This is a genomic window from Enterobacter sp. MGH 37, assembly GCF_000534515.1.
Taxonomy (GTDB): Bacteria; Pseudomonadota; Gammaproteobacteria; order Enterobacterales; family Enterobacteriaceae; genus Enterobacter; species Enterobacter kobei.
The window spans coordinates 2057849-2076614 of the sequence record NZ_KI973205.1 but is presented as its reverse complement, the minus strand read 5'-3'; the positions used below and the strand labels follow the sequence as shown (position 1 = coordinate 2076614).

Genomic DNA, 18766 nt, shown 5'->3' with positions numbered 1-18766 from the left:
AAACGGTTAAAGCTCGTACGCCAGTAAAATGGCTAACTGATATCGCTATTACTTTGCGGAACCAGGACATGGCCGCCTTGATTACCGTAGGTGGAGAGAACGGTTTTCTGGATGGAGGATTGCCCAACCAGCTTCGCCAGCTCATCCATTCTGGCTTGCAGCAATGTTTTTACCTGGCCTTCGTTGTCCAGGATCACCCGCAGCGTCGGGCGAAGCTGCTCCTGAATCTGCATCGAAGGTTCACTTTCCTGAGTGAGACGAGCCAGTGAGTGCACCGCATTAACATAGTCGGTTTCACAGATGATCAGATCATCCCATAGCCCCTGCCGGGCCAGTCGCAACATCAACTGGCTCTGCTCAAGGAGTTGCTGATAAAGGGTATAGAGCTGCGGTGCATTACTCATTAGACGGCGTCCTGCATCAGTTGTGGGGTACCGGCAACCTCCTTCCACCCGTCAGCGATATTGCGCAGCAATGTTTCCACCTCTTCGATGGCGCTGGCGTCGTTATTCACATTGGCGTGCAGGAGGCGACGAACCATATAGGCATAAAGGGCGATCAGGTTTTGTGTGAGCTCATCACCATTACTTTCCACCAGGCCGACCTTCAGACCGTTCTCGATAATGTTGATCGCTTTCGAAATCGCGAGTCCCTTTGCCGGGATATTGCCGTCTTGCAGGAACAGACGCGCGCGAACCAGCGCGCTGAGGGCTCCATCAAATAGCATGATAACCAGCTGTTGCTGGCTGGCGCTCATCACCGCGCTTTCAACCTCTATTTTTGCGTAGGCTTGTGTACCTTTTGCGCCGTACATGTTATCCCCCTCGGGTCTGATTAGCGTTTACTACTTGTTGCTGGACGTATTTTCAAACTGCTGCGTCAGGTAGCTACTGGTGTTGTTCAATGAGGTCATCAGTACGTCCAGCTGGGTAAACTGAGCTTTATACTGTGCCACACGAGCATCAATACGATCGCTGACTGAGTTGTATTGATCCGTCAGCTTGTTCAGCGTTTTGCTGACCCCATCTTTTGCCGCCTGGATAATCCCTTTGCTGGAGAGCCAGTCAGTCAGATTGGTGGCCATGGTGGTGGTGATACCGGTGGCTTTACCGTCGCCCACAACCAGATCTTTTACGGCGGTCGGGTTATCAGTTAGCGCTTTTTTCAGCTTCGTGCTGTCCAGCTCCAGTTTGCCTGAGCTTGGGTCTGAGGTAATGCCCAGTGACGACAGCGTCTTATAGGTGGTGCCGCCGACGGTGTTGCTCAGCATGGTTTTCAGCTGGGTCTGGATCGTACGCAGCGTGCTGTCACCGAGCAGGGCACCGTTGCTGGCATCCTGTGCATCTGTACCTGCATCCACCGCCGTATATTTGGTTAATGTTGCAAAGCTGTCCTGAAGGGTGTTGTAGGCATCCACCCAGGCTTTCATTGCCGTTTCCGCTTTCGACGTATCTTTGGTGATCGTCAGCGTCTGGTTGCCGGTGGTGACATCGTTCAGGTTCAGGGTGATATCTTCCAGCGCATCGCTGATGGTGTTGCTGCTGTTTTCGATATCTACGTTGTTCACCTTCAGCTTCGCGTTCTGCGCGGTGACGCTTTCCGTCATCCCGTTGCTGGCGTCGGTGCTGGTGCCGTTATAACCCATAAAGGATTGCAGAGCGCTGTCGCCGCTCACGCTGATGCTGACCGCGTTGTCCGCCCCGGTTTCGGTAGAGGTGATGGACAGACGATACTGACCATTACCGACGTTAATAATACTGGCGGTCACGCCAGCGTCAGCTTTGTTAATTGCATCGCGAATGCCGTTCAGCGAGGAGTTGGCGGCGCTGATATCTACCGTCACCGGTTTTTTACCGTTGCCTGCAGTAAAGGTAATTTTGCTATCTGTCGTGGCGATAGCGGTTTTAGTATCCGCCTGGGTATTTTTGGTGGTCAGCGTTTGCGCCTGCGCCAGCTGCGACACGCTAACGGTGTATTTACCCGCAATCGCGCTGCCGGAGGTGGTGGCGCTGAATGCCGTGGTGCTGCTCGCCGTGCTGGTGGCCGTAAACAAGTCGGCTTTATTCAGCGCGGTGTTGGCGGTCTGAAACGCTTCCAGTGAACTCTTCAACGTGCCGTAAGCGCTCAGCTTGGCGGTATAAGATGACTGTTGTTTGGAAATCGGTGTCAGCTGCTCTTTTTCGGCCTTGGTCAGACTATCCAGAATGTCTGCTAACTGAAGACCCGAACCAATCCCCAATGATGAAATACTTGCCATATTTATTCCTTAATCTATCGACACGTAGAACGAATAGTGGGGTTATCGGCCTTAATGGGGGAAAGTTTACGGTTAATTTCTTTTTTTTAATGGCGGGAATAACGGTAATAGAGAAGAGTATTTCCGTGGCTAAAAAAATTATCGAGATCCTGAAAAAAAATCTAAAGGTTGTTTTGGACCAGACGATAACACCTTTGACGGCGATGAAGCCGAAGGGTGGAAACCCAAATCTAACCAAACAGATTTGATGAACAACAGGAATCGAAATCATGGCACAAGTCATTAATACCAACAGCCTCTCGCTGATCACTCAGAACAACATCAACAAGAACCAGTCTGCTCTGTCTTCTTCTATCGAGCGTCTGTCTTCTGGTCTGCGTATCAACAGCGCTAAAGATGATGCTGCGGGCCAGGCTATCGCTAACCGCTTCACGTCTAACATCAAAGGTCTGACTCAGGCTGCACGTAACGCTAACGACGGTATCTCTCTGGCGCAGACCACTGAAGGCGCGCTGTCTGAAATCAACAACAACCTGCAGCGTGTTCGTGAACTGACCGTTCAGGCGACCACCGGTACTAACTCCGATTCTGACCTGTCTTCAATCCAGGACGAAATCAAATCCCGTCTGGACGAAATCGACCGCGTATCGGGTCAGACTCAGTTCAACGGCGTGAACGTACTGGCGAAAGACGGCTCCATGAAGATTCAGGTTGGCGCGAATGACGGCCAGACCATCTCTATCGACCTGCAAAAGATTGACTCTTCTACTTTAGGTCTGACTGGCTTCTCCGTATCCAAAAATGCGCTGGAGCTGGGTGATTCGATTACTCAGATCGGTGACGCTAGCGGCACCATGTCTAAAGTTGATCTGTCAGATGTCGCTTCCGCACTGAAAGTTGATGCAAGTTCCTTGACGCTGCACAACGTACAGAAAGCAGGTGCTTCGACTGGTACCTATGTTGTATCTTCCGGTTCTGATAATTACTCTGTTTCTGTCGGTAGCGATGGTTCAGTGGCTCTGAACAAAACTACCGTAACTTATGATGACAGCGATAATGGTGTAACTGGCGCAACCAGCGATCAGTTCATCAAAGTAGCTTCAAACGCTAGTGGCGATGCAGTTGGTTTCGTTACTATCCAGGGGAAAAACTTCCTCGCTGGTACAACTGGTGACGGTAAAGATGCAATTGTTAACACCTCTGGCACAACTAAAGGCACCCCAACCCCAACTAACGTTGCAACTGGTTCTGCTGCTACCCCGCTTCAGTTGAGTGGGACAACTGCGACCGCCGAGTTCGCTGGTGCATCTACTGCAGATCCACTGGCTCTGCTGGACAAAGCTATCGCGTCTGTTGATAAATTCCGTTCTTCTCTGGGTGCGGTACAGAACCGTCTGAGCTCTGCGGTAACCAACCTGAACAACACCACCACCAACCTGTCTGAAGCGCAGTCCCGTATTCAGGACGCCGACTATGCGACCGAAGTGTCCAATATGTCTAAAGCGCAGATCATCCAGCAGGCCGGTAACTCCGTGCTGTCCAAAGCTAACCAGGTTCCTCAGCAGGTTCTGTCTCTGCTGCAGGGCTAATCGCCTGATAATGCTCAAACCCCGCTTCGGCGGGGTTTTTTATTTAGCGCTATTCGCATAACCCCCCAAATAACCCCTCATTTCACCCACTATTCACCCAATTGAAACCCCTGCAGAATCGGATAATCATGCCGATAACTCAATTAACGCAGGGCTGTTTATCGTGAATTCACTCTATACCGCTGAAGGTGTAATGGATAAACACTCGCTGTGGCAGCGTTATGTCCCGCTGGTGCGTCACGAAGCATTGCGCCTCCAGGTGCGCTTGCCGGCGAGCGTGGAACTTGACGATCTGCTACAGGCGGGCGGTATCGGGTTATTGAATGCAGTTGACCGATACGACGCTCTGCAAGGAACGGCATTTACGACTTACGCAGTTCAGCGTATTCGTGGTGCGATGCTGGACGAACTGCGCAGCCGTGACTGGGTGCCGCGAAGTGTTCGCCGCAACGCCCGCGAAGTGGCGCATGCGATGGGGCAGCTGGAACAGGAACTGGGACGCAACGCAACGGAAACCGAAGTGGCGGAACGTCTTGGCATTGCTGTTGAAGAGTATCGTCAGATGTTGCTCGATACCAATAATAGCCAACTCTTCTCTTATGACGAGTGGCGCGAAGAGCATGGCGATAGCATCGAGCTGGTGACGGATGAGCACCAGCAGGAAAACCCGTTACACCATTTAATGGAAGGGAATTTACGCCAGCGCGTAATGGAAGCGATTGAAGCGCTGCCTGAACGCGAACAGCTGGTGTTGACCCTTTATTATCAGGAAGAGCTTAATCTCAAAGAGATTGGCGCTGTTCTGGAGGTGGGGGAGTCGCGGGTGAGCCAGTTGCACAGCCAGGCCATTAAACGCTTACGAACCAAGCTGGGTAAGTTATAGGTGATTTTTTCACCCGAAAAATGCCGCACAACGTATTGACAATCAGGAGTTATCATGACGGTGCAGCAATCAAAAAGACGGCCTTTAAGCCGCTACCTGAAAGACTTTAAACACAGCCAGACGCATTGCGCCCACTGTAAGAAACTACTCGATCGTATCACGCTGGTTCGCCGTGGGGAGATCGTGAATAAAATCGCGATCTCTCGCCTCGACACGTTGATGGACGAAGCGGCGTGGCTCGAAGAGCAGAAAGAGTGGGTGGCGCTTTGCCGTTTCTGTGGCGATCTCCATTGCAAAGAGCAAAGCGACTTCTTCGATATTATCGGCTTCAAACAATTCCTGTTTGAACAAACGGAGATGAGCCACGGCACCGTGCGCGAATATGTGGTTCGCCTGCGCCGGCTTGGACAGCATCTGACCGTTAACAACATCTCTCGCGATCTGCTAAAAACCGGTTATCTGGATGAGAATCTGGAGCCGTGGCTGCCTGCCACCAGCACCAACAACTACCGTATTGCGCTGCGCAAGTATGCGCAATATAAGGTACAAATGCCGGGTGCGATGAAGCAGAAAGGCCACGCCGGAACAACTTCTGATATATATTAAAAAAGAATAAGATGTAGCGCAGTCGCCTTTGACGTCGCAGGCGATTTCTCTACACTACGTAAAAATTCTACGCTATCGGGGTATTTATGAAATTAGCACTTCTGGGTCGTCAGGCGTTGATGGGCATTATGGCCGTGGCGCTGGTTGCGGGTATGAGCGTGAAAACGTTCGCTGCAGAAAATCTGCTGAACAAAGTAAAAGAGCGCGGAACGCTGCTGGTTGGGCTGGAAGGAACCTATCCTCCGTTCAGCTTCCAGGGCGACGACGGCAAACTGACCGGTTTTGAAGTGGAATTTGCCGAAGAACTGGCAAAACACCTCGGCGTGAAAGCCTCCCTGAAACCGACCAAATGGGACGGTATGCTGGCATCGCTGGATTCCAAACGCATTGACGTGGTGATTAACCAGGTGACCATTTCTGACGAGCGTAAGAAGAAGTATGACTTCTCCACGCCGTACACCGTGTCCGGTATTCAGGCGCTGGTGAAGAAAGGTAACGAAGGCACCATCAAAACCGCGGCCGACCTGAAAGGTAAAAAAGTGGGTGTCGGTCTGGGCACGAACTACGAAGAGTGGCTGCGCCAGAACGTTCAGGGCGTGGACATCCGTACCTATGATGATGACCCGACGAAATACCAGGATCTGCGCGTAGGCCGTATTGACGCCATTCTGGTTGACCGCCTGGCCGCGCTGGATCTGGTGAAGAAAACCAACAACACTCTGGCGGTTGCCGGTGATGCGTTCTCTCGTCAGGAATCCGGTGTTGCGGTCCGTAAAGGTAACGAAGACCTGGTGAAAGCGATCGACGCTGCGATTGCTGATATGCAAAAAGACGGCAGCCTGAAGGCGCTCTCCGAGAAGTGGTTCGGCGCAGACGTCACCAAATAAGTCTTTGACGTGAAAAAAAGGCGCTTTTAAAAGCGCCTTTTTTATTTCTTACGCGTCTGCGTGCATAATGAAAAATATCACATTTTGTCTGAGTTACCGGAGAACCCATGTCACTACAGAATTTAACGCGCTTTCCCCGCCTGGAGTTTATCGGCGCGCCGACTCCGCTGGAGTATCTGCCGCGATTTTCTGATTACGTAGGACGCGATATTTTCATTAAGCGCGATGACGTAACGCCGATGGCGATGGGGGGCAACAAGCTGCGTAAGCTGGAGTTTCTGGCCGCGGATGCTCTGCGTGAAGGGGCGGACACGCTCATCACCGCCGGGGCAATCCAGTCCAACCACGTTCGTCAGACGGCGGCAGTCGCGGCGAAGCTTGGTCTCCATTGCGTGGCACTGCTGGAAAACCCGATTGGCACGCGGGCAGAAAATTATCTCACCAACGGTAATCGTCTGCTGCTGGATCTGTTTAATGTGCAGGTGGAGATGGTCGATGCGTTGACCGACCCGACTGCCCAGCTCGACGAACTGGCTACGCGCCTCGAAGCGCAGGGTTTTCGTCCTTATGTTATCCCTGTCGGCGGTTCGAATGCGCTGGGCGCGCTGGGTTATGTGGAAAGTGCGCTGGAGATCGCGCAGCAGTGTGAGGGGGCGGTGAGCCTCTCCTCCGTGGTTGTCGCGTCTGGCAGTGCGGGCACGCACGCCGGGCTGGCGGTGGGGCTGGAGCAGCTGATGCCCGAGGTGGAACTGATAGGCGTGACGGTGTCCCGCAGCGTTGCGGATCAGAAGCCGAAAGTGGTCACGTTACAGCAGGCGGTGGCAGAGCAGCTGGCGCTTAAGGCAAAAGCCGATATTCTGCTCTGGGATGACTATTTTGCGCCGGGCTACGGCACGCCTAATGAAGAGGGGATGGAGGCGGTTAAACTGCTGGCGCGCCTTGAGGGTATACTGCTTGATCCGGTCTATACGGGTAAAGCGATGGCCGGGCTTATAGATGGCATTACGCAGAAACGCTTTAAGGATGAAGGGCCGATTTTATTTGTGCACACCGGCGGGGCGCCCGCGCTGTTTGCTTATCATCCTCATGTCTAAAAATCAGGTCGAAAAATAATAATGCAAGAAAGTATACAACTGGTTATTGATTCCCTGCCGTATCTGCTGAAAGGTGCGGTATTTACGCTCCAGCTGAGTATTGGCGGGATGTTCTTCGGCCTCGTGCTGGGCTTCGTGCTGGCCTTAATGCGTATGTCGCCCATTCTGCCGGTACGCTGGCTGGCGCGCTTCTATATCTCCGTGTTTCGCGGTACGCCACTTATTGCTCAGCTCTTTATGATCTACTACGGTCTACCGCAATTCGGTATCGAGCTGGATCCGATCCCGGCGGCGATGATTGGCCTGTCGCTCAATACGGCGGCCTATACCTCTGAAACCCTGCGCGCGGCAATCTCGTCCATTGATAAAGGTCAGTGGGAAGCGGCGGCCAGTATCGGGATGACGCCGTGGCAAACATTGCGTCGCGCTATTTTGCCGCAGGCAGCGCGTGTGGCGCTTCCGCCGCTGAGCAACAGCTTCATCAGCCTGGTCAAAGATACCTCCCTGGCCGCAACGATTCAGGTGCCTGAATTGTTCCGTCAGGCGCAGCTTATTACCTCGCGCACCCTTGAAGTCTTCACCATGTATCTGGCTGCCTCGCTGATTTACTGGGTGATGGCAACGGTGTTGTCTGCTCTGCAAAACTATTTTGAAAACCAGCTTAACCGCCAGGAGCGTGATCCAAAATGAGTGCTATCGACGTTAAAAACCTGGTGAAAAAATTCCATGGTCAAACGGTGCTCCACGGGATCGATCTGGAAGTGGAGCAGGGCGAAGTGGTGGCGATTATCGGGCCGAGCGGGTCGGGAAAAACGACGCTGCTGCGCAGTATTAACCTGCTTGAACAGCCGGAAGGGGGCACCATCCGGGTCGGGGAGATTACGATTGATACCGGTAAATCCATCAGCCAGCAGAAAGGATTAATTCGCCGTCTGCGTCAGCATGTTGGTTTTGTGTTCCAGAACTTCAATCTTTTTCCGCACCGCACGGTACTGGAAAACATTATTGAAGGGCCGGTCATCGTAAAAGGTGAGCCAAAAGAGGACGCGACGGCGCGTGCCCGCGAGCTGCTCGCTAAAGTTGGGCTGGCAGGTAAAGAGACCAGCTATCCGCGCCGCCTGTCAGGAGGCCAGCAGCAGCGCGTGGCGATAGCGCGTGCGCTGGCGATGCGCCCTGACGTGATCCTGTTTGATGAACCGACCTCCGCGCTCGACCCCGAGCTGGTGGGCGAAGTGCTGAATACCATTCGCCAGCTGGCACAGGAAAAGCGCACGATGGTCATCGTGACCCATGAAATGAGCTTTGCTCGTGACGTGGCGGACAGGGCCATTTTCATGGATCAGGGGCGGATTGTGGAGCAGGGGCCGGCGAAAAGTTTATTTGCGGATCCTCAACAGCCGCGAACCCGCCAGTTCCTTGAAAAATTCCTCATGCAGTAGCATTTTTGTCCTTATTTGCTCCGGAAATCTTTTCTGGAGCAAATTATTCTCCCTGTTGCCCCGGGCGTCTGCTTTTTTATTCCACCCTACGCAGATAAGCCTTATCAATAGTAAAGTTAATTGTGCTATTGCCGATATTTTGTGGTTAGAAATAAGTTTTATGTGTTAGGTTATATTCACCATAATAATGATTATCTTTTCAGAGGCTTCTTTTAGTAAGTATGAAGGATTCAGACTTTTTCACCTGGCGACGGGATTGCTTCCTCCGGTTTCAGGAATTGACCTGTGCCGACGAGGTATATCAGGAACTTCAGCGACAAACGCAGGCGCTCGAATTCGATTATTACGCGCTCTGCGTGCGCCATCCCGTACCATTTACGCGGCCCAAGGTCTCGTTGCAAACCACTTATCCAAAGCAGTGGATGGCGCAATATCAATCCGCGAACTATTTCGCGATTGATCCGGTTTTAAAGCCGGAGAATTTCATTCAGGGTCATCTTCCCTGGACGGATGCATTATTCGCGGATGCGCAGGAGTTATGGCATAACGCACAGGATCACGGTTTACGCACGGGAATAACGCAGTGTCTGATGCTGCCTAATCACGCGCTCGGTTTCCTCTCGGTTTCCCGTACGAGTGTGCAGGATGTGCCGTACAGACAGGAAGAAATAGAACTACGGTTGCAAATGCTGGTGCAAATGGCATTAACCACGCTGTTGCGTTTTGAAGATGGGATGGTGATGCCGCCAGAGATGAAATTCAGCAAGCGTGAGCGGGAAATTCTGAAATGGACTGCAGAAGGGAAGACGTCAGCGGAAATAGCGATCATTCTCTCCATTTCAGAGAATACGGTTAACTTCCATCAGAAGAATATGCAGAAAAAATTCAATGCACCCAACAAAACCCAGATTGCTTGTTACGCGGCGGCAACGGGACTGATCTGATTAGAGAGTACGTTCTGCGTGACAGACGAGCGGACGGCTGAATGCAGTGCATCCAGCCGTTTTTTGTTACTGGCGGTACGCTTGTTTAATTTGCTTAACGGTGTTTGCAAATACAGCCGATTCCGCCTGGTCTTCCATCTGCGCGATTTGCTTTTCCATTTTAATGATCACACGACCAGCATCAGCCTGGCCCATCGCCTGCAGCATCAGCGTCAGCAGTGCTTTCAGGCAGTTTACTTCCTGTGCCAGTTCCTGGTTATTCTCCGCAGTGGCAAATTCAGGTGTGCTCATTTATTTTCCTCATTATTAAACGGCGCTAAAGCGCGACGACGAAAGTCAAGGCGGCGGAGTATACCACAAGCTGAAGCAAAAAATGCAGCGGTTGTTTTTCGTACTTTTACTGCGCTGTTTATTTGCGTAAACTCCGCCAGGCGGTAGACTGATGCCCTGGTATGACTATTAATTGTTTATGAGTGGTTTGCTTACCGTTAATTATTGTTACAAAAATCTGAAAACTGTTTTCCCCGAGGAAAAGGTGCAGGGTTTTTGTAACTTTTTGAATACGGATGCTTAAAAAAAAGCGCAAAAGCCCTGATGGCAAGGACTCTCTTTCCACGGACTGTACAGGCTAATTTCCAAAAACGAGAGCAAAATCGAATAGCCGATTTTTTAACGTTTTAATCTTGTGAGGAAAACCGTTAATATAAACCAAATTATCACTCAGTAGCGTTATCCCTATTCTGGAGACATTTCCTTTGATCAACGTCCTTCTTGTTGATGACCACGAACTGGTGCGCGCAGGGATACGACGCATTCTTGAAGATATAAAAGGGATTAAAGTTGCCGGAGAGGTGTGCTGTGGGGAAGATGCCGTAAAATGGTGCCGCACAAACTCCGCCGATGTGGTGCTGATGGATATGAACATGCCCGGCATCGGTGGCCTTGAGGCAACGCGCAAAATTGCGCGTACCTTCGTAGATACCAAAGTCATCATGCTGACCGTGCATACTGAAAATCCACTGCCTGCGAAAGTGATGCAGGCGGGTGCGGCCGGTTACCTGAGCAAAGGTGCCGCTCCGCAGGAGGTCGTCAATGCCATCCGCTCCGTGTTTGCCGGGCAGCGTTACATCGCCTCTGACATTGCGCAACAGATGGCTTTGAGCCAGATCGAACCCGAGAAAAACGAGTCCCCGTTTGCCAGTTTGTCTGAGCGCGAATTGCAGATTATGCTGATGATCACGAAAGGTCAGAAGGTAAATGAGATCTCGGAACAGCTGAACCTCAGCCCGAAAACGGTGAACAGCTATCGTTATCGAATGTTCAGTAAACTGAACATTCATGGTGATGTTGAACTGACTCATCTGGCCATCCGACATGGTTTATGTAATGCGGAGACGTTGTTAAGTCAGTGAGTGATGTGTTCGATTCAAAAGCATTTCTGAAAACGGTAACCAGCCAGCCTGGCGTCTATCGGATGTATGACGCTGGCGGTACGGTTATCTATGTGGGGAAGGCGAAAGACCTTAAAAAACGCCTTTCCAGCTATTTTCGCAGCAACCTTGCCTCCCGTAAGACTGAAGCGCTGGTCTCTCTCATTCATAATATTGATGTCACCGTCACGCATACCGAAACCGAAGCCCTGCTGCTTGAGCACAATTATATAAAGCTCTATCAGCCGCGCTATAACGTGCTGTTGCGGGACGATAAATCCTATCCGTTTATCTTTCTCAGTGGCGATACCCATCCGCGTCTGGCGATGCACCGTGGTGCAAAACACGCGAAGGGGGAATATTTTGGTCCTTTCCCGAATGGCTATGCCGTGCGGGAGACGCTGGCACTGCTGCAAAAAATCTTCCCGATTCGTCAGTGCGAAAATAGTGTCTACCGTAACCGCTCGCGTCCGTGTCTGCAGTACCAGATTGGTCGCTGCCTGGGCCCCTGTGTTGCCGGGCTGGTCAGTGAAGATGAGTATGCCCAGCAGGTGGACTATGTACGCCTGTTCTTAGCCGGAAAGGACGATCAGGTGTTAACCCAGCTGATCGCGCGGATGGAAAAAGCCAGCGCCGCACTTGAGTTTGAAGAGGCCGCACGGATCCGTGACCAAATTCAGGCGGTGCGCCGGGTCACCGAGAAACAGTTTGTCTCGAATACCGGTGACGATCTCGACGTTATCGGCGTCTCCTTTGACGCAGGAATGGCCTGTGTTCACGTGCTGTTTATCCGCCAGGGCAAAGTACTCGGCAGCCGCAGCTATTTCCCCAAAGTGCCTGGTGGCACCGAGCTGGGGGAAGTGGTGGAAACCTTTGTCGGCCAGTTCTATCTACAGGGAAGCCAGATGCGCACGCTCCCCTCGGAGATCCTGCTCGATTTCAACCTTGACGATAAAACCCTGCTGGCCGATTCGCTTTCCGAGCTGGCGGGCCGTCGGGTCAACGTACAAACCAAACCCCGCGGCGACAGGGCGCGTTATCTGAAGCTCGCGCGGACCAACGCGGCGACGGCGCTGACCACAAAATTGTCTCAGCAATCGACGGTCAGCCAGCGGTTAACCGCGCTGGCAACGCTCCTGAAGTTGCCGGAAGTGAAACGTATGGAGTGTTTCGATATCAGCCATACGATGGGTGAGCAGACGGTAGCATCCTGCGTCGTGTTTGATGCTAATGGCCCGCTGCGCGCCGAGTATCGACGCTATAACATCACCGGCATTACGCCGGGGGACGACTATGCCGCCATGAATCAGGTGCTGCGTCGTCGTTACGGTAAAGCGATTGAAGAGAGCAAGATCCCGGATGTGATCCTGATTGACGGTGGTAAAGGCCAGCTTGGCCAGGCGAAAGCGGTATTTGAATCACTCGACGTTGAGTGGGACAAAAACCATCCGCTGCTGTTAGGTGTGGCGAAAGGGGCCGATCGTAAGGCGGGTCTGGAGACGTTGTTCTTCGAACCGGGAGGTGAGGGCTTCAGTCTGCCGCCAGACTCTCCGGCGCTGCATGTTATCCAGCATATTCGCGATGAATCGCACGACCATGCTATCAGCGGGCACCGTAAAAAACGGGCGAAGGTGAAAAATACCAGTACTCTGGAAACCATTGAGGGCGTCGGGCCAAAACGTCGCCAGATGCTGCTGAAGTATATGGGCGGATTGCAAGGATTACTCAACGCCAGCATGGAGGAAATTGCAAAAGTGCCGGGTATTTCGCAAGGGCTGGCAGAAAAGATCTACTACTCGTTGAAACATTGAGGGCTCTGTAGCAACATAGAGCTAAATTTTACTGACAACAAATAGTTACCGTCACTATGCAATATAATATCCCTACGTTGCTCACTCTCTTTCGTGTTGTACTCATTCCGTTCTTCGTGCTGGCGTTTTATCTGCCGGTTGTGTGGGCACCTTTTGCCTGCGCATTGATCTTCCTTATCGCAGCGGTAACGGACTGGTTTGATGGCTATCTGGCGCGTCGCTGGAATCAAAGCACTCGCTTCGGCGCATTTCTCGATCCCGTAGCGGATAAGGTCATGGTTGCTATCGCGATGGTGCTGGTGGCTGAACACTATCATACCTGGTGGGTGACGCTGCCTGCGGCAACCATGATCGGCCGTGAAATCATCATTTCTGCGCTGCGTGAGTGGATGGCGGAGTTGGGTAAACGCAGCAGCGTGGCGGTCTCCTGGATCGGGAAAGTGAAAACGACCGCACAGATGGCGGCGCTGGTCTGGATGCTCTGGCGTCCAAACGCCTGGGTTGAGTGGGCGGGAATTGGTCTGCTGTGGGTAGCGGCAGTGCTGACGTTGTGGTCAATGCTGCAATATTTGAACGCTGCGCGCGGGGATTTGCTTGATCAGTGATCGTTTCGCCGTAATTTTCAGCAAACGATCCAGGGAAGCAAAAAATAACGTTGACTCATAACGTCATATCAGTAGAATGCAACGCATCGAACGGCGGCACAGCAAGCCGGACGATAATGAAATCAAGTGTTTAGAAGTTGACTTGATGACATGCGGGAATAGCTCAGTTGGTAGAGCACGACCTTGCCAAGGTCGGGGTCGCGAGTTCGAGTCTCGTTTCCCGCTCCAGATTAAAGACATGCGCAATAGCGGGTGTCAGTTAGAAAAGTTTTACGGCGCGTTAGCAAAGCGGTTATGTAGCGGATTGCAAATCCGTCTAGTCCGGTTCGACTCCGGAACGCGCCTCCACTTTCTTCCCTGGCCGGATGGTGGAATCGGTAGACACAAGGGATTTAAAATCCCTCGGCGTTCGCGCTGTGTGGGTTCAAGTCCCACTCCGGCTACCATGGGAAAACTAGAATAAAATCAATGATAAGCAGTGTCGTATAAACCACCGAAAGGTGGTTTTTTATTGTCTATTTTTCGCCATTCGCCATTGTTTCGCCATTCGACTTCGCCACAGAAAGAGGGCATTACTGCCCCCCAACCACCGGCACTACAGATATTTTGCGGTTATATCTTGCAGTCTGTGAAGCATTTTTGTGGCCTGATATTTCCTGTTTCTCATGCAGGGTTCCTTCCAGATCAGATATCCCTTTAGCTTTCAGATCATGGAACGTGAAGTTGAATTCAAGCTCAGGAAATTTTTCAGCAGCAGCCTTTTTTGCCTTCATCCATTGAGCATTGAACGCATCACGCGTATAACGAGATCCTGATTGCTGATGAATTACATAAAGGCTAACCATACCGCTGTTTAATGGAAGTTTATCTGCCATGTTAATCGCTTTTGACAGTCGTTCTGTCCAGGCCTTTATTTGGCTAATTGCTGTTTTACTTTGCTGAATTAGAATTCCTTCATCAAGGATCTGACTTTTCTTAAGGTCAAGAATGTCACCCTGACGTGCGCAGCATAAATAAGCTAACTCCATAGCGATTTTAACCGGCACCGTAGAAACGCTGAATAGTGCATCATATTCTTTGTCCGTAACATAGCGGGTGCGCGCCTGTTCCTTAAATTGCTTCACACCCTGGCAAGGATTCATCTTCACTTTTCCGCGCTCATATGCCCACCTGAACACCCTCGATATAAACGCTTTCTCTCGGTTCGCCTGGACTCTGCTTTTAACACCTCTTTTATCCATATACTTCCTGATATGCTCAGGCTTGATATTGTCTGGCTTCATCTTCCCGAAAACGATATTTACCTTTGAACCATATTTTCGGTAGTCCTTTCTTGTTTCTGTTGCTAACTCATGAAAGTCACCGGAGTTAAAAAACTCTTCACAGAGTGCATGGAAATTTGAGCCGACTTTGATATCGTTGATGAAGTTTTCATAGGCAGCCCAGACCTGAGACTTTGTGAGATCATGGTTGCACAATCTCACCGTTCTCCCGTCTGGAGTTCTGAACTCATAAGCTGATTTGCCCCGACGAACGCGGGGCGGCATCCAGTTATCTTCTGGGTTTTTGCGGATTCTTGGCATTACATGTCCTTAAAGTTTGGTTCTTCTTCCTCTGGATTGTTCACTACCAACTTCAGGCCAGCAGGGTTAGTTACATGATCCCATGTAGTTCCAGGTCTGCCGTCTTTTCGTGGCACGAAAAATACACCGCTTTCTTTCAGCGCGCGGCACTGAAGGGAAGGGCGACGATAACCAGTAAGCTGATAGAGGTCATCAGGGGTAAGAAAACGTTGGCTTTGTCCGCTCATCGTATAGCTCTCCACTTAACCGGCTGCACCCGGCTATCTCTTATAGAAAATGCATGATGAGCAACCACCACGGAGCCCATCATTACAGGTACGACATCTTTTTGTTTCGGTGTAATAAAGCTGGTGGACCATTTCCTTTGGCATGAGAACCGGCATCGGCACTCGGATAACTAGCTTCTTGAGCCTGTCGATTTCCCAGGCCAGTTCCAGCAGGCGGGAGCGGCAATCCTCTGCCTCTTCACGCCACCAGGCCACGTCAGCTTTAAGGCGGCGCAGGCGCCGCTGTTTGAGTTTGCTCACCATGGTAGCCACCCAATTTGCTGAAGTGCGCCGATGACCAGCAGAACGAACATTACTGCGTCGAATGGGTTAGGCATTTCTGGCCTCCACGCTTCGCTCAATGAGCCGCTTGATGCGGCGATGAAGCTTTTCGTAACGCTCGGGGTCATCATGCTTAATGTCGTAGCCAGGATATGTCATGCCAACGTTGTCGAATTCGGGCCTTTCAGGCGGGTAAAGCCTGTAAATTATTGCCCGTATTTCGGCCTCTATGGCTGCGCGTCTGGATAAATAACGGCGACCCTTAACCGATGAATGCCATACAGTGGCAGTGGTTGATGTAATCACGGCTTAGCCTCCTGCTGCGGTGCTGCTGGCAGTGGCATCCAGTGGGTTACATCCTGGCGAATCGGCACGATTCCGTAGGCGTCATCCCATCGACCCTCGAAATAATACAGAGTCGATATGTCACCCCCCTTAAAGCATGCGAGAACCTCTTGTTCTGCATTATCCTCAGGCATCCGCTCACTGCAAGCCACCCAACCATCTTGCAACTTGTAAGCCGTCGTTACAGGTTCGGCACCATGAAGCATGGCGGCGCGTCGCTCCCAGTCGGCTATTGCGGCTGAATGCTCCATGGAGTCGTCACTAAACTCCGCGTGTGCGAATTCGTCTGCTTCATCTGCGGCCCTCTTCGCAATGCCTAAAAGCTCCGACAGAAGCGAATCAGATACCGGCGCTGGCGGGGCGGTGAATAGCATGTCTCCGATATGCACACCGGACTTGGGCGCAGGTCCGTGACCGATATATCTCAGGGTAAATCCCTCGCATACCTCAGCCACAGGCTCCGCTTCGAGCGATGCCAGCGCGATACGCGCCAGCTCCTGCTCTTCCTGCCGCGTGACTGGTGCGCCACGGAAATTTGCTAATTGTTCCAGGCGTTCTTTGGTAATAGTGCTCATTGGTTAGTTCTCCCTGTCAGGCGCTCGCGGAGCGTTAACTTGCGTGGCAATCTTTCGTGGTCGGCAATCTCAACTACGATGCAGGCGCATTTGTCGAAGGTGCTTTCTCGCTTATGCTTCAACAATACCGCTTCGCCGTAGGCTGATTCCTTGTCCGTTGCGCTCAGTTCATGCACGTCAAAGCCCTTGCTGTCGACAAACCACCCGTGAATAACTGCGATAAAACGAGCCATATCACTCTCCTTTACCGGCTGCGGCGGGGACATCGATGCCAGCAGCAGACAAGGCAATGCTGAACGCTTCCTTCAAATCTGCAATCTGCTTGTCTTTGGCTTCCAGCTCATCCAGCAGCGCCAGCACGGTTGCGGGGTCTGCCGTTGCGATGAATGTGGCGTCGTTATCGTTTCGCCACCGAGAGAGATTGCCGGTATCCTCATGCCGAACGGCGGCGCGCTTGTTATCGGTGGCAAACACCTCCAGCACGTCGTTTTCGATAAACGACACCATGGCCTGCCCATGACTATCAATCCACCAATTGCCCGGCGTAGCCTTCTCCGCAGCTTCACGTAATGCGCGTTTGTCGATGTTGCTCATTGGGCGGCCTCCTCGCAGACGTGCATTTCAGGCTCATCAGCCTTGTAGTAACCACCACAGATTTTGCAGGGAACTACCGGAACTTCATCGTAATTTGAGGTTCCAGTAATCATGATTTTTCTCCATGACGCTGCGCGGCGATAGCTTTGTGCTCGTCGATAATTTCCACGACTTCTGCATGGACCAATCCTTCAAGAGAGATAACACCTGTGTCGCTTATACCCGCCAGGCTGATCAGTTCTACAAGACGCCGCGCTTTCTTCACGCTAATTTCCGGCGCTATCACGCTGCGGGTAACTTTCTTCTTACCCTTTGCGGCAGCTGAAGCTTTATCCTTCTGAAGAACCTCACCGGCCTTTTCGCCGAACTCTTTTACGCGGTCAACAGCCACATCTAAGGACACGGTCCCGGATTTAACTTCTTTCTGAACGTCGTGGTTTGCTGTGCTAAGAAGCAGTAGCTTTTCGACAGTAGGAACAGACTTGTTGACTAGTTTTGCTATTTCGCTGGTGGTCTGGTTGAAAGCGTTATGCAGCTCCTGAATAACTGCAGCCTGTTCCATATCGGAGAGCGGCAACTGGTTGTTACTGGTCATGATGCGCGCCAGGCGCTGCACATCGTTACCGTTAAAAGGCATGATGTGGATGCGGTCTACTGGCTTTCCAGCTTCAGCACAGCGCGCATAGCAGCGACGACGGCGGTGACCTTCAACAACCCACACGCCTCCTTCATCACGCGCGATAACTTCCAGTGGTGGAACTGATCCGCCGTTCATCAGGTAGTTAAACAGGTCATCATCTGCCTGGCGGGTGCGCTCGTCGTCTTCACGCTTGTTGAAACCTTCACGAACGTGTATATCTGAAAGAGCGATAAACATCCCGGTATCGGTGCGCTTAATCACACCGGCCTTGGTCATTTGCTTGAATGAGTTAGCCATTAGAGAGTGACCTCATTATTCAGGGAAATGACGACACGAGGCAGCTCACGGAGTTCTCGCTGAGCTTCCAGCAGGTGCATGTTGGTAGGCGTTTTGGTGTGGCGCTCTTCTATGCGGTCGCACTCTTTGGCCCAACTGGCAACATCCTCACGCAGGGTGGCGTTCTGCTCGGCCAGTTCCTTACGCTGCGCCAAAGCTTCACAGAGCGCGACGCTGGTAACATCAAGGCGTGTAGCCAGTTCGTTAACCATCCAGCCGTAAGCGGCAGGGAGGAGAGGGGCTGCCTTACGAGCTGCATCGATAAGCTGCTCTCTGGTCATGCGTGGTTGTAACTCGGTGACGTTCTGTGTGTTCGTCATGGATAGTTTCTCCGTGTTATAAGCGCTCTGCACAGCGCTGAATTTTGGTTGCACGAATCCCTCGCCGGGTGGCGACAAAAAATAAATGGTTTTCGTTTTAGTAAGCACCCAACCAGGGCACTTAGTGAAACGGGCGGCTGCCACCGCCAGTTAGCTTCTCCACAATTGGGAGCGCGTTCCCCTGAGGTTGATTTAACGACTGAGGCCTCTCAAGGAACTGGCCGAACGCGCTTTCAGTTGTAAAAAAAAGTGCGGTGGCGAGTAAGGAAAATAAACAAAG

The 18766-nt window shown here is 51.8% G+C and carries 22 protein-coding genes and 3 tRNA genes; 14 read left to right on the top strand and 11 right to left on the bottom strand.

Features of this window, described 5'->3' with window-relative positions; translation table 11 throughout:
- Window positions 1–32 precede the first annotated feature (32 nt).
- From fliT to fliD, 3 genes are read right to left on the bottom strand one after another with little or no spacing between them, the layout of a single operon-like run.
- Window positions 33–404: a flagella biosynthesis regulatory protein FliT gene (gene fliT, locus L383_RS13805; RefSeq protein WP_014884388.1), complete on the bottom strand. Its 372-nt coding sequence runs from the start codon at window positions 402–404 to the stop codon at window positions 33–35.
- A complete protein-coding gene (gene fliS / locus L383_RS13810; RefSeq protein ID WP_014884387.1) occupies window positions 404–814 on the bottom strand; it encodes a flagellar export chaperone FliS in 411 nt (136 codons plus the stop codon). Before fliS ends, fliT begins: the two co-directional genes overlap by 1 nt.
- Before the next feature lie 30 nt (window positions 815–844).
- The gene (fliD, locus tag L383_RS13815) at window positions 845–2257 is read right to left on the bottom strand and encodes a flagellar filament capping protein FliD (protein WP_023330810.1); all 1413 of its coding nucleotides are present in this window, start codon (window positions 2255–2257) and stop codon (window positions 845–847) included.
- A 269-nt stretch (window positions 2258–2526) separates the two neighbouring features.
- Between fliD and L383_RS13820 the strand changes: the two genes are divergently transcribed.
- The 8 genes from L383_RS13820 to sdiA all read left to right on the top strand — a co-directional run bounded on the left by L383_RS13820 (window position 2527) and on the right by sdiA (window position 9699).
- Window positions 2527–3846: a FliC/FljB family flagellin gene (locus L383_RS13820; RefSeq protein WP_023330809.1), complete on the top strand. Its 1320-nt coding sequence runs from the start codon at window positions 2527–2529 to the stop codon at window positions 3844–3846.
- A gap of 163 nt (window positions 3847–4009) precedes the next feature.
- Entirely contained in the window at window positions 4010–4729 is a 720-nt protein-coding gene (locus L383_RS13825) for an RNA polymerase sigma factor FliA (protein ID WP_014170714.1), read from the top strand.
- 54 nt (window positions 4730–4783) lie between these two features.
- Window positions 4784–5335, top strand: a complete 552-nt coding sequence (fliZ, locus tag L383_RS13830; protein ID WP_014884383.1) for a flagella biosynthesis regulatory protein FliZ — start codon at window positions 4784–4786, stop codon at window positions 5333–5335.
- Between the two features lie 86 nt (window positions 5336–5421).
- Window positions 5422–6222: a cystine ABC transporter substrate-binding protein gene (tcyJ, locus tag L383_RS13835; protein WP_032629093.1), complete on the top strand. Its 801-nt coding sequence runs from the start codon at window positions 5422–5424 to the stop codon at window positions 6220–6222.
- Window positions 6223–6329: 107 nt separating this feature from the next.
- A complete protein-coding gene (gene dcyD / locus L383_RS13840) occupies window positions 6330–7316 on the top strand; it encodes a D-cysteine desulfhydrase (RefSeq protein ID WP_023330807.1) in 987 nt (328 codons plus the stop codon).
- Between the two features lie 21 nt (window positions 7317–7337).
- Window positions 7338–8006 carry a cystine ABC transporter permease gene (gene tcyL / locus L383_RS13845; protein ID WP_014884380.1) on the top strand — a complete coding sequence of 223 codons (669 nt, stop codon included), beginning with the start codon at window positions 7338–7340 and terminating at the stop codon, window positions 8004–8006.
- On the top strand, window positions 8003–8755 hold the full coding sequence (gene tcyN / locus L383_RS13850; RefSeq protein ID WP_014884379.1) for an L-cystine ABC transporter ATP-binding protein TcyN: 753 nt from the start codon (window positions 8003–8005) through the stop codon (window positions 8753–8755). Before tcyL ends, tcyN begins: the two co-directional genes overlap by 4 nt.
- Window positions 8756–8976: 221 nt before the next feature.
- Window positions 8977–9699: a transcriptional regulator SdiA gene (gene sdiA, locus L383_RS13855; RefSeq protein WP_014884378.1), complete on the top strand. Its 723-nt coding sequence runs from the start codon at window positions 8977–8979 to the stop codon at window positions 9697–9699.
- Between the two features lie 66 nt (window positions 9700–9765).
- Here sdiA and L383_RS13860 read toward each other — a convergent pair whose 3' ends face one another.
- Complete coding sequence (locus L383_RS13860) at window positions 9766–9990, bottom strand: DUF2594 family protein (protein ID WP_014832453.1); 225 nt, start codon at window positions 9988–9990, stop codon at window positions 9766–9768.
- A 464-nt stretch (window positions 9991–10454) separates the two neighbouring features.
- On the opposite strand from L383_RS13860, the gene uvrY reads away from it, so the two are divergent.
- The 6 genes from uvrY to L383_RS13890 all read left to right on the top strand — a co-directional run bounded on the left by uvrY (window position 10455) and on the right by L383_RS13890 (window position 13991).
- The gene (uvrY, locus tag L383_RS13865) at window positions 10455–11111 is read left to right on the top strand and encodes a UvrY/SirA/GacA family response regulator transcription factor (RefSeq protein ID WP_023330806.1); all 657 of its coding nucleotides are present in this window, start codon (window positions 10455–10457) and stop codon (window positions 11109–11111) included.
- Window positions 11108–12940 (top strand): excinuclease ABC subunit UvrC, encoded by a 1833-nt coding sequence (uvrC, locus tag L383_RS13870; RefSeq protein WP_023330805.1) that lies wholly within the window; start codon window positions 11108–11110, stop codon window positions 12938–12940. Before uvrY ends, uvrC begins: the two co-directional genes overlap by 4 nt.
- Before the next feature lie 56 nt (window positions 12941–12996).
- Window positions 12997–13545: a CDP-diacylglycerol--glycerol-3-phosphate 3-phosphatidyltransferase gene (gene pgsA / locus L383_RS13875; RefSeq protein ID WP_008500348.1), complete on the top strand. Its 549-nt coding sequence runs from the start codon at window positions 12997–12999 to the stop codon at window positions 13543–13545.
- Window positions 13546–13697: 152 nt separating this feature from the next.
- Window positions 13698–13773 (top strand) — tRNA-Gly (locus L383_RS13880).
- A gap of 46 nt (window positions 13774–13819) precedes the next feature.
- Window positions 13820–13893 (top strand) — tRNA-Cys (locus L383_RS13885).
- A gap of 11 nt (window positions 13894–13904) precedes the next feature.
- Window positions 13905–13991 (top strand) — tRNA-Leu (locus L383_RS13890).
- 126 nt (window positions 13992–14117) lie between these two features.
- Here the strand turns inward: L383_RS13890 and L383_RS13895 are convergent.
- From L383_RS13895 to L383_RS13910, 7 genes are all read right to left on the bottom strand, one after another.
- Complete coding sequence (locus L383_RS13895; protein WP_023330804.1) at window positions 14118–15128, bottom strand: tyrosine-type recombinase/integrase; 1011 nt, start codon at window positions 15126–15128, stop codon at window positions 14118–14120.
- Window positions 15128–15355: a DUF4224 domain-containing protein gene (locus L383_RS24980; RefSeq protein WP_016063584.1), complete on the bottom strand. Its 228-nt coding sequence runs from the start codon at window positions 15353–15355 to the stop codon at window positions 15128–15130. Before L383_RS24980 ends, L383_RS13895 begins: the two co-directional genes overlap by 1 nt.
- 623 nt (window positions 15356–15978) lie before the next feature.
- On the bottom strand, window positions 15979–16596 hold the full coding sequence (locus L383_RS24550) for a DUF551 domain-containing protein (protein WP_023330802.1): 618 nt from the start codon (window positions 16594–16596) through the stop codon (window positions 15979–15981).
- Entirely contained in the window at window positions 16593–16829 is a 237-nt protein-coding gene (locus tag L383_RS13900) for a hypothetical protein (RefSeq protein ID WP_022648786.1), read from the bottom strand. The genes L383_RS24550 and L383_RS13900 overlap by 4 nt, the downstream gene beginning before the upstream one ends.
- Window position 16830: 1 nt before the next feature.
- Window positions 16831–17190: an ead/Ea22-like family protein gene (locus L383_RS0123975; protein WP_023330801.1), complete on the bottom strand. Its 360-nt coding sequence runs from the start codon at window positions 17188–17190 to the stop codon at window positions 16831–16833.
- Window positions 17191–17299: 109 nt separating this feature from the next.
- Window positions 17300–18127, bottom strand: coding sequence for a hypothetical protein (locus tag L383_RS13905; RefSeq protein ID WP_023330799.1), 828 nt, complete (start codon window positions 18125–18127; stop codon window positions 17300–17302).
- Window positions 18127–18486 (bottom strand): hypothetical protein, encoded by a 360-nt coding sequence (locus L383_RS13910; RefSeq protein WP_023330798.1) that lies wholly within the window; start codon window positions 18484–18486, stop codon window positions 18127–18129. Before L383_RS13910 ends, L383_RS13905 begins: the two co-directional genes overlap by 1 nt.
- Window positions 18487–18766 lie beyond the last annotated feature (280 nt).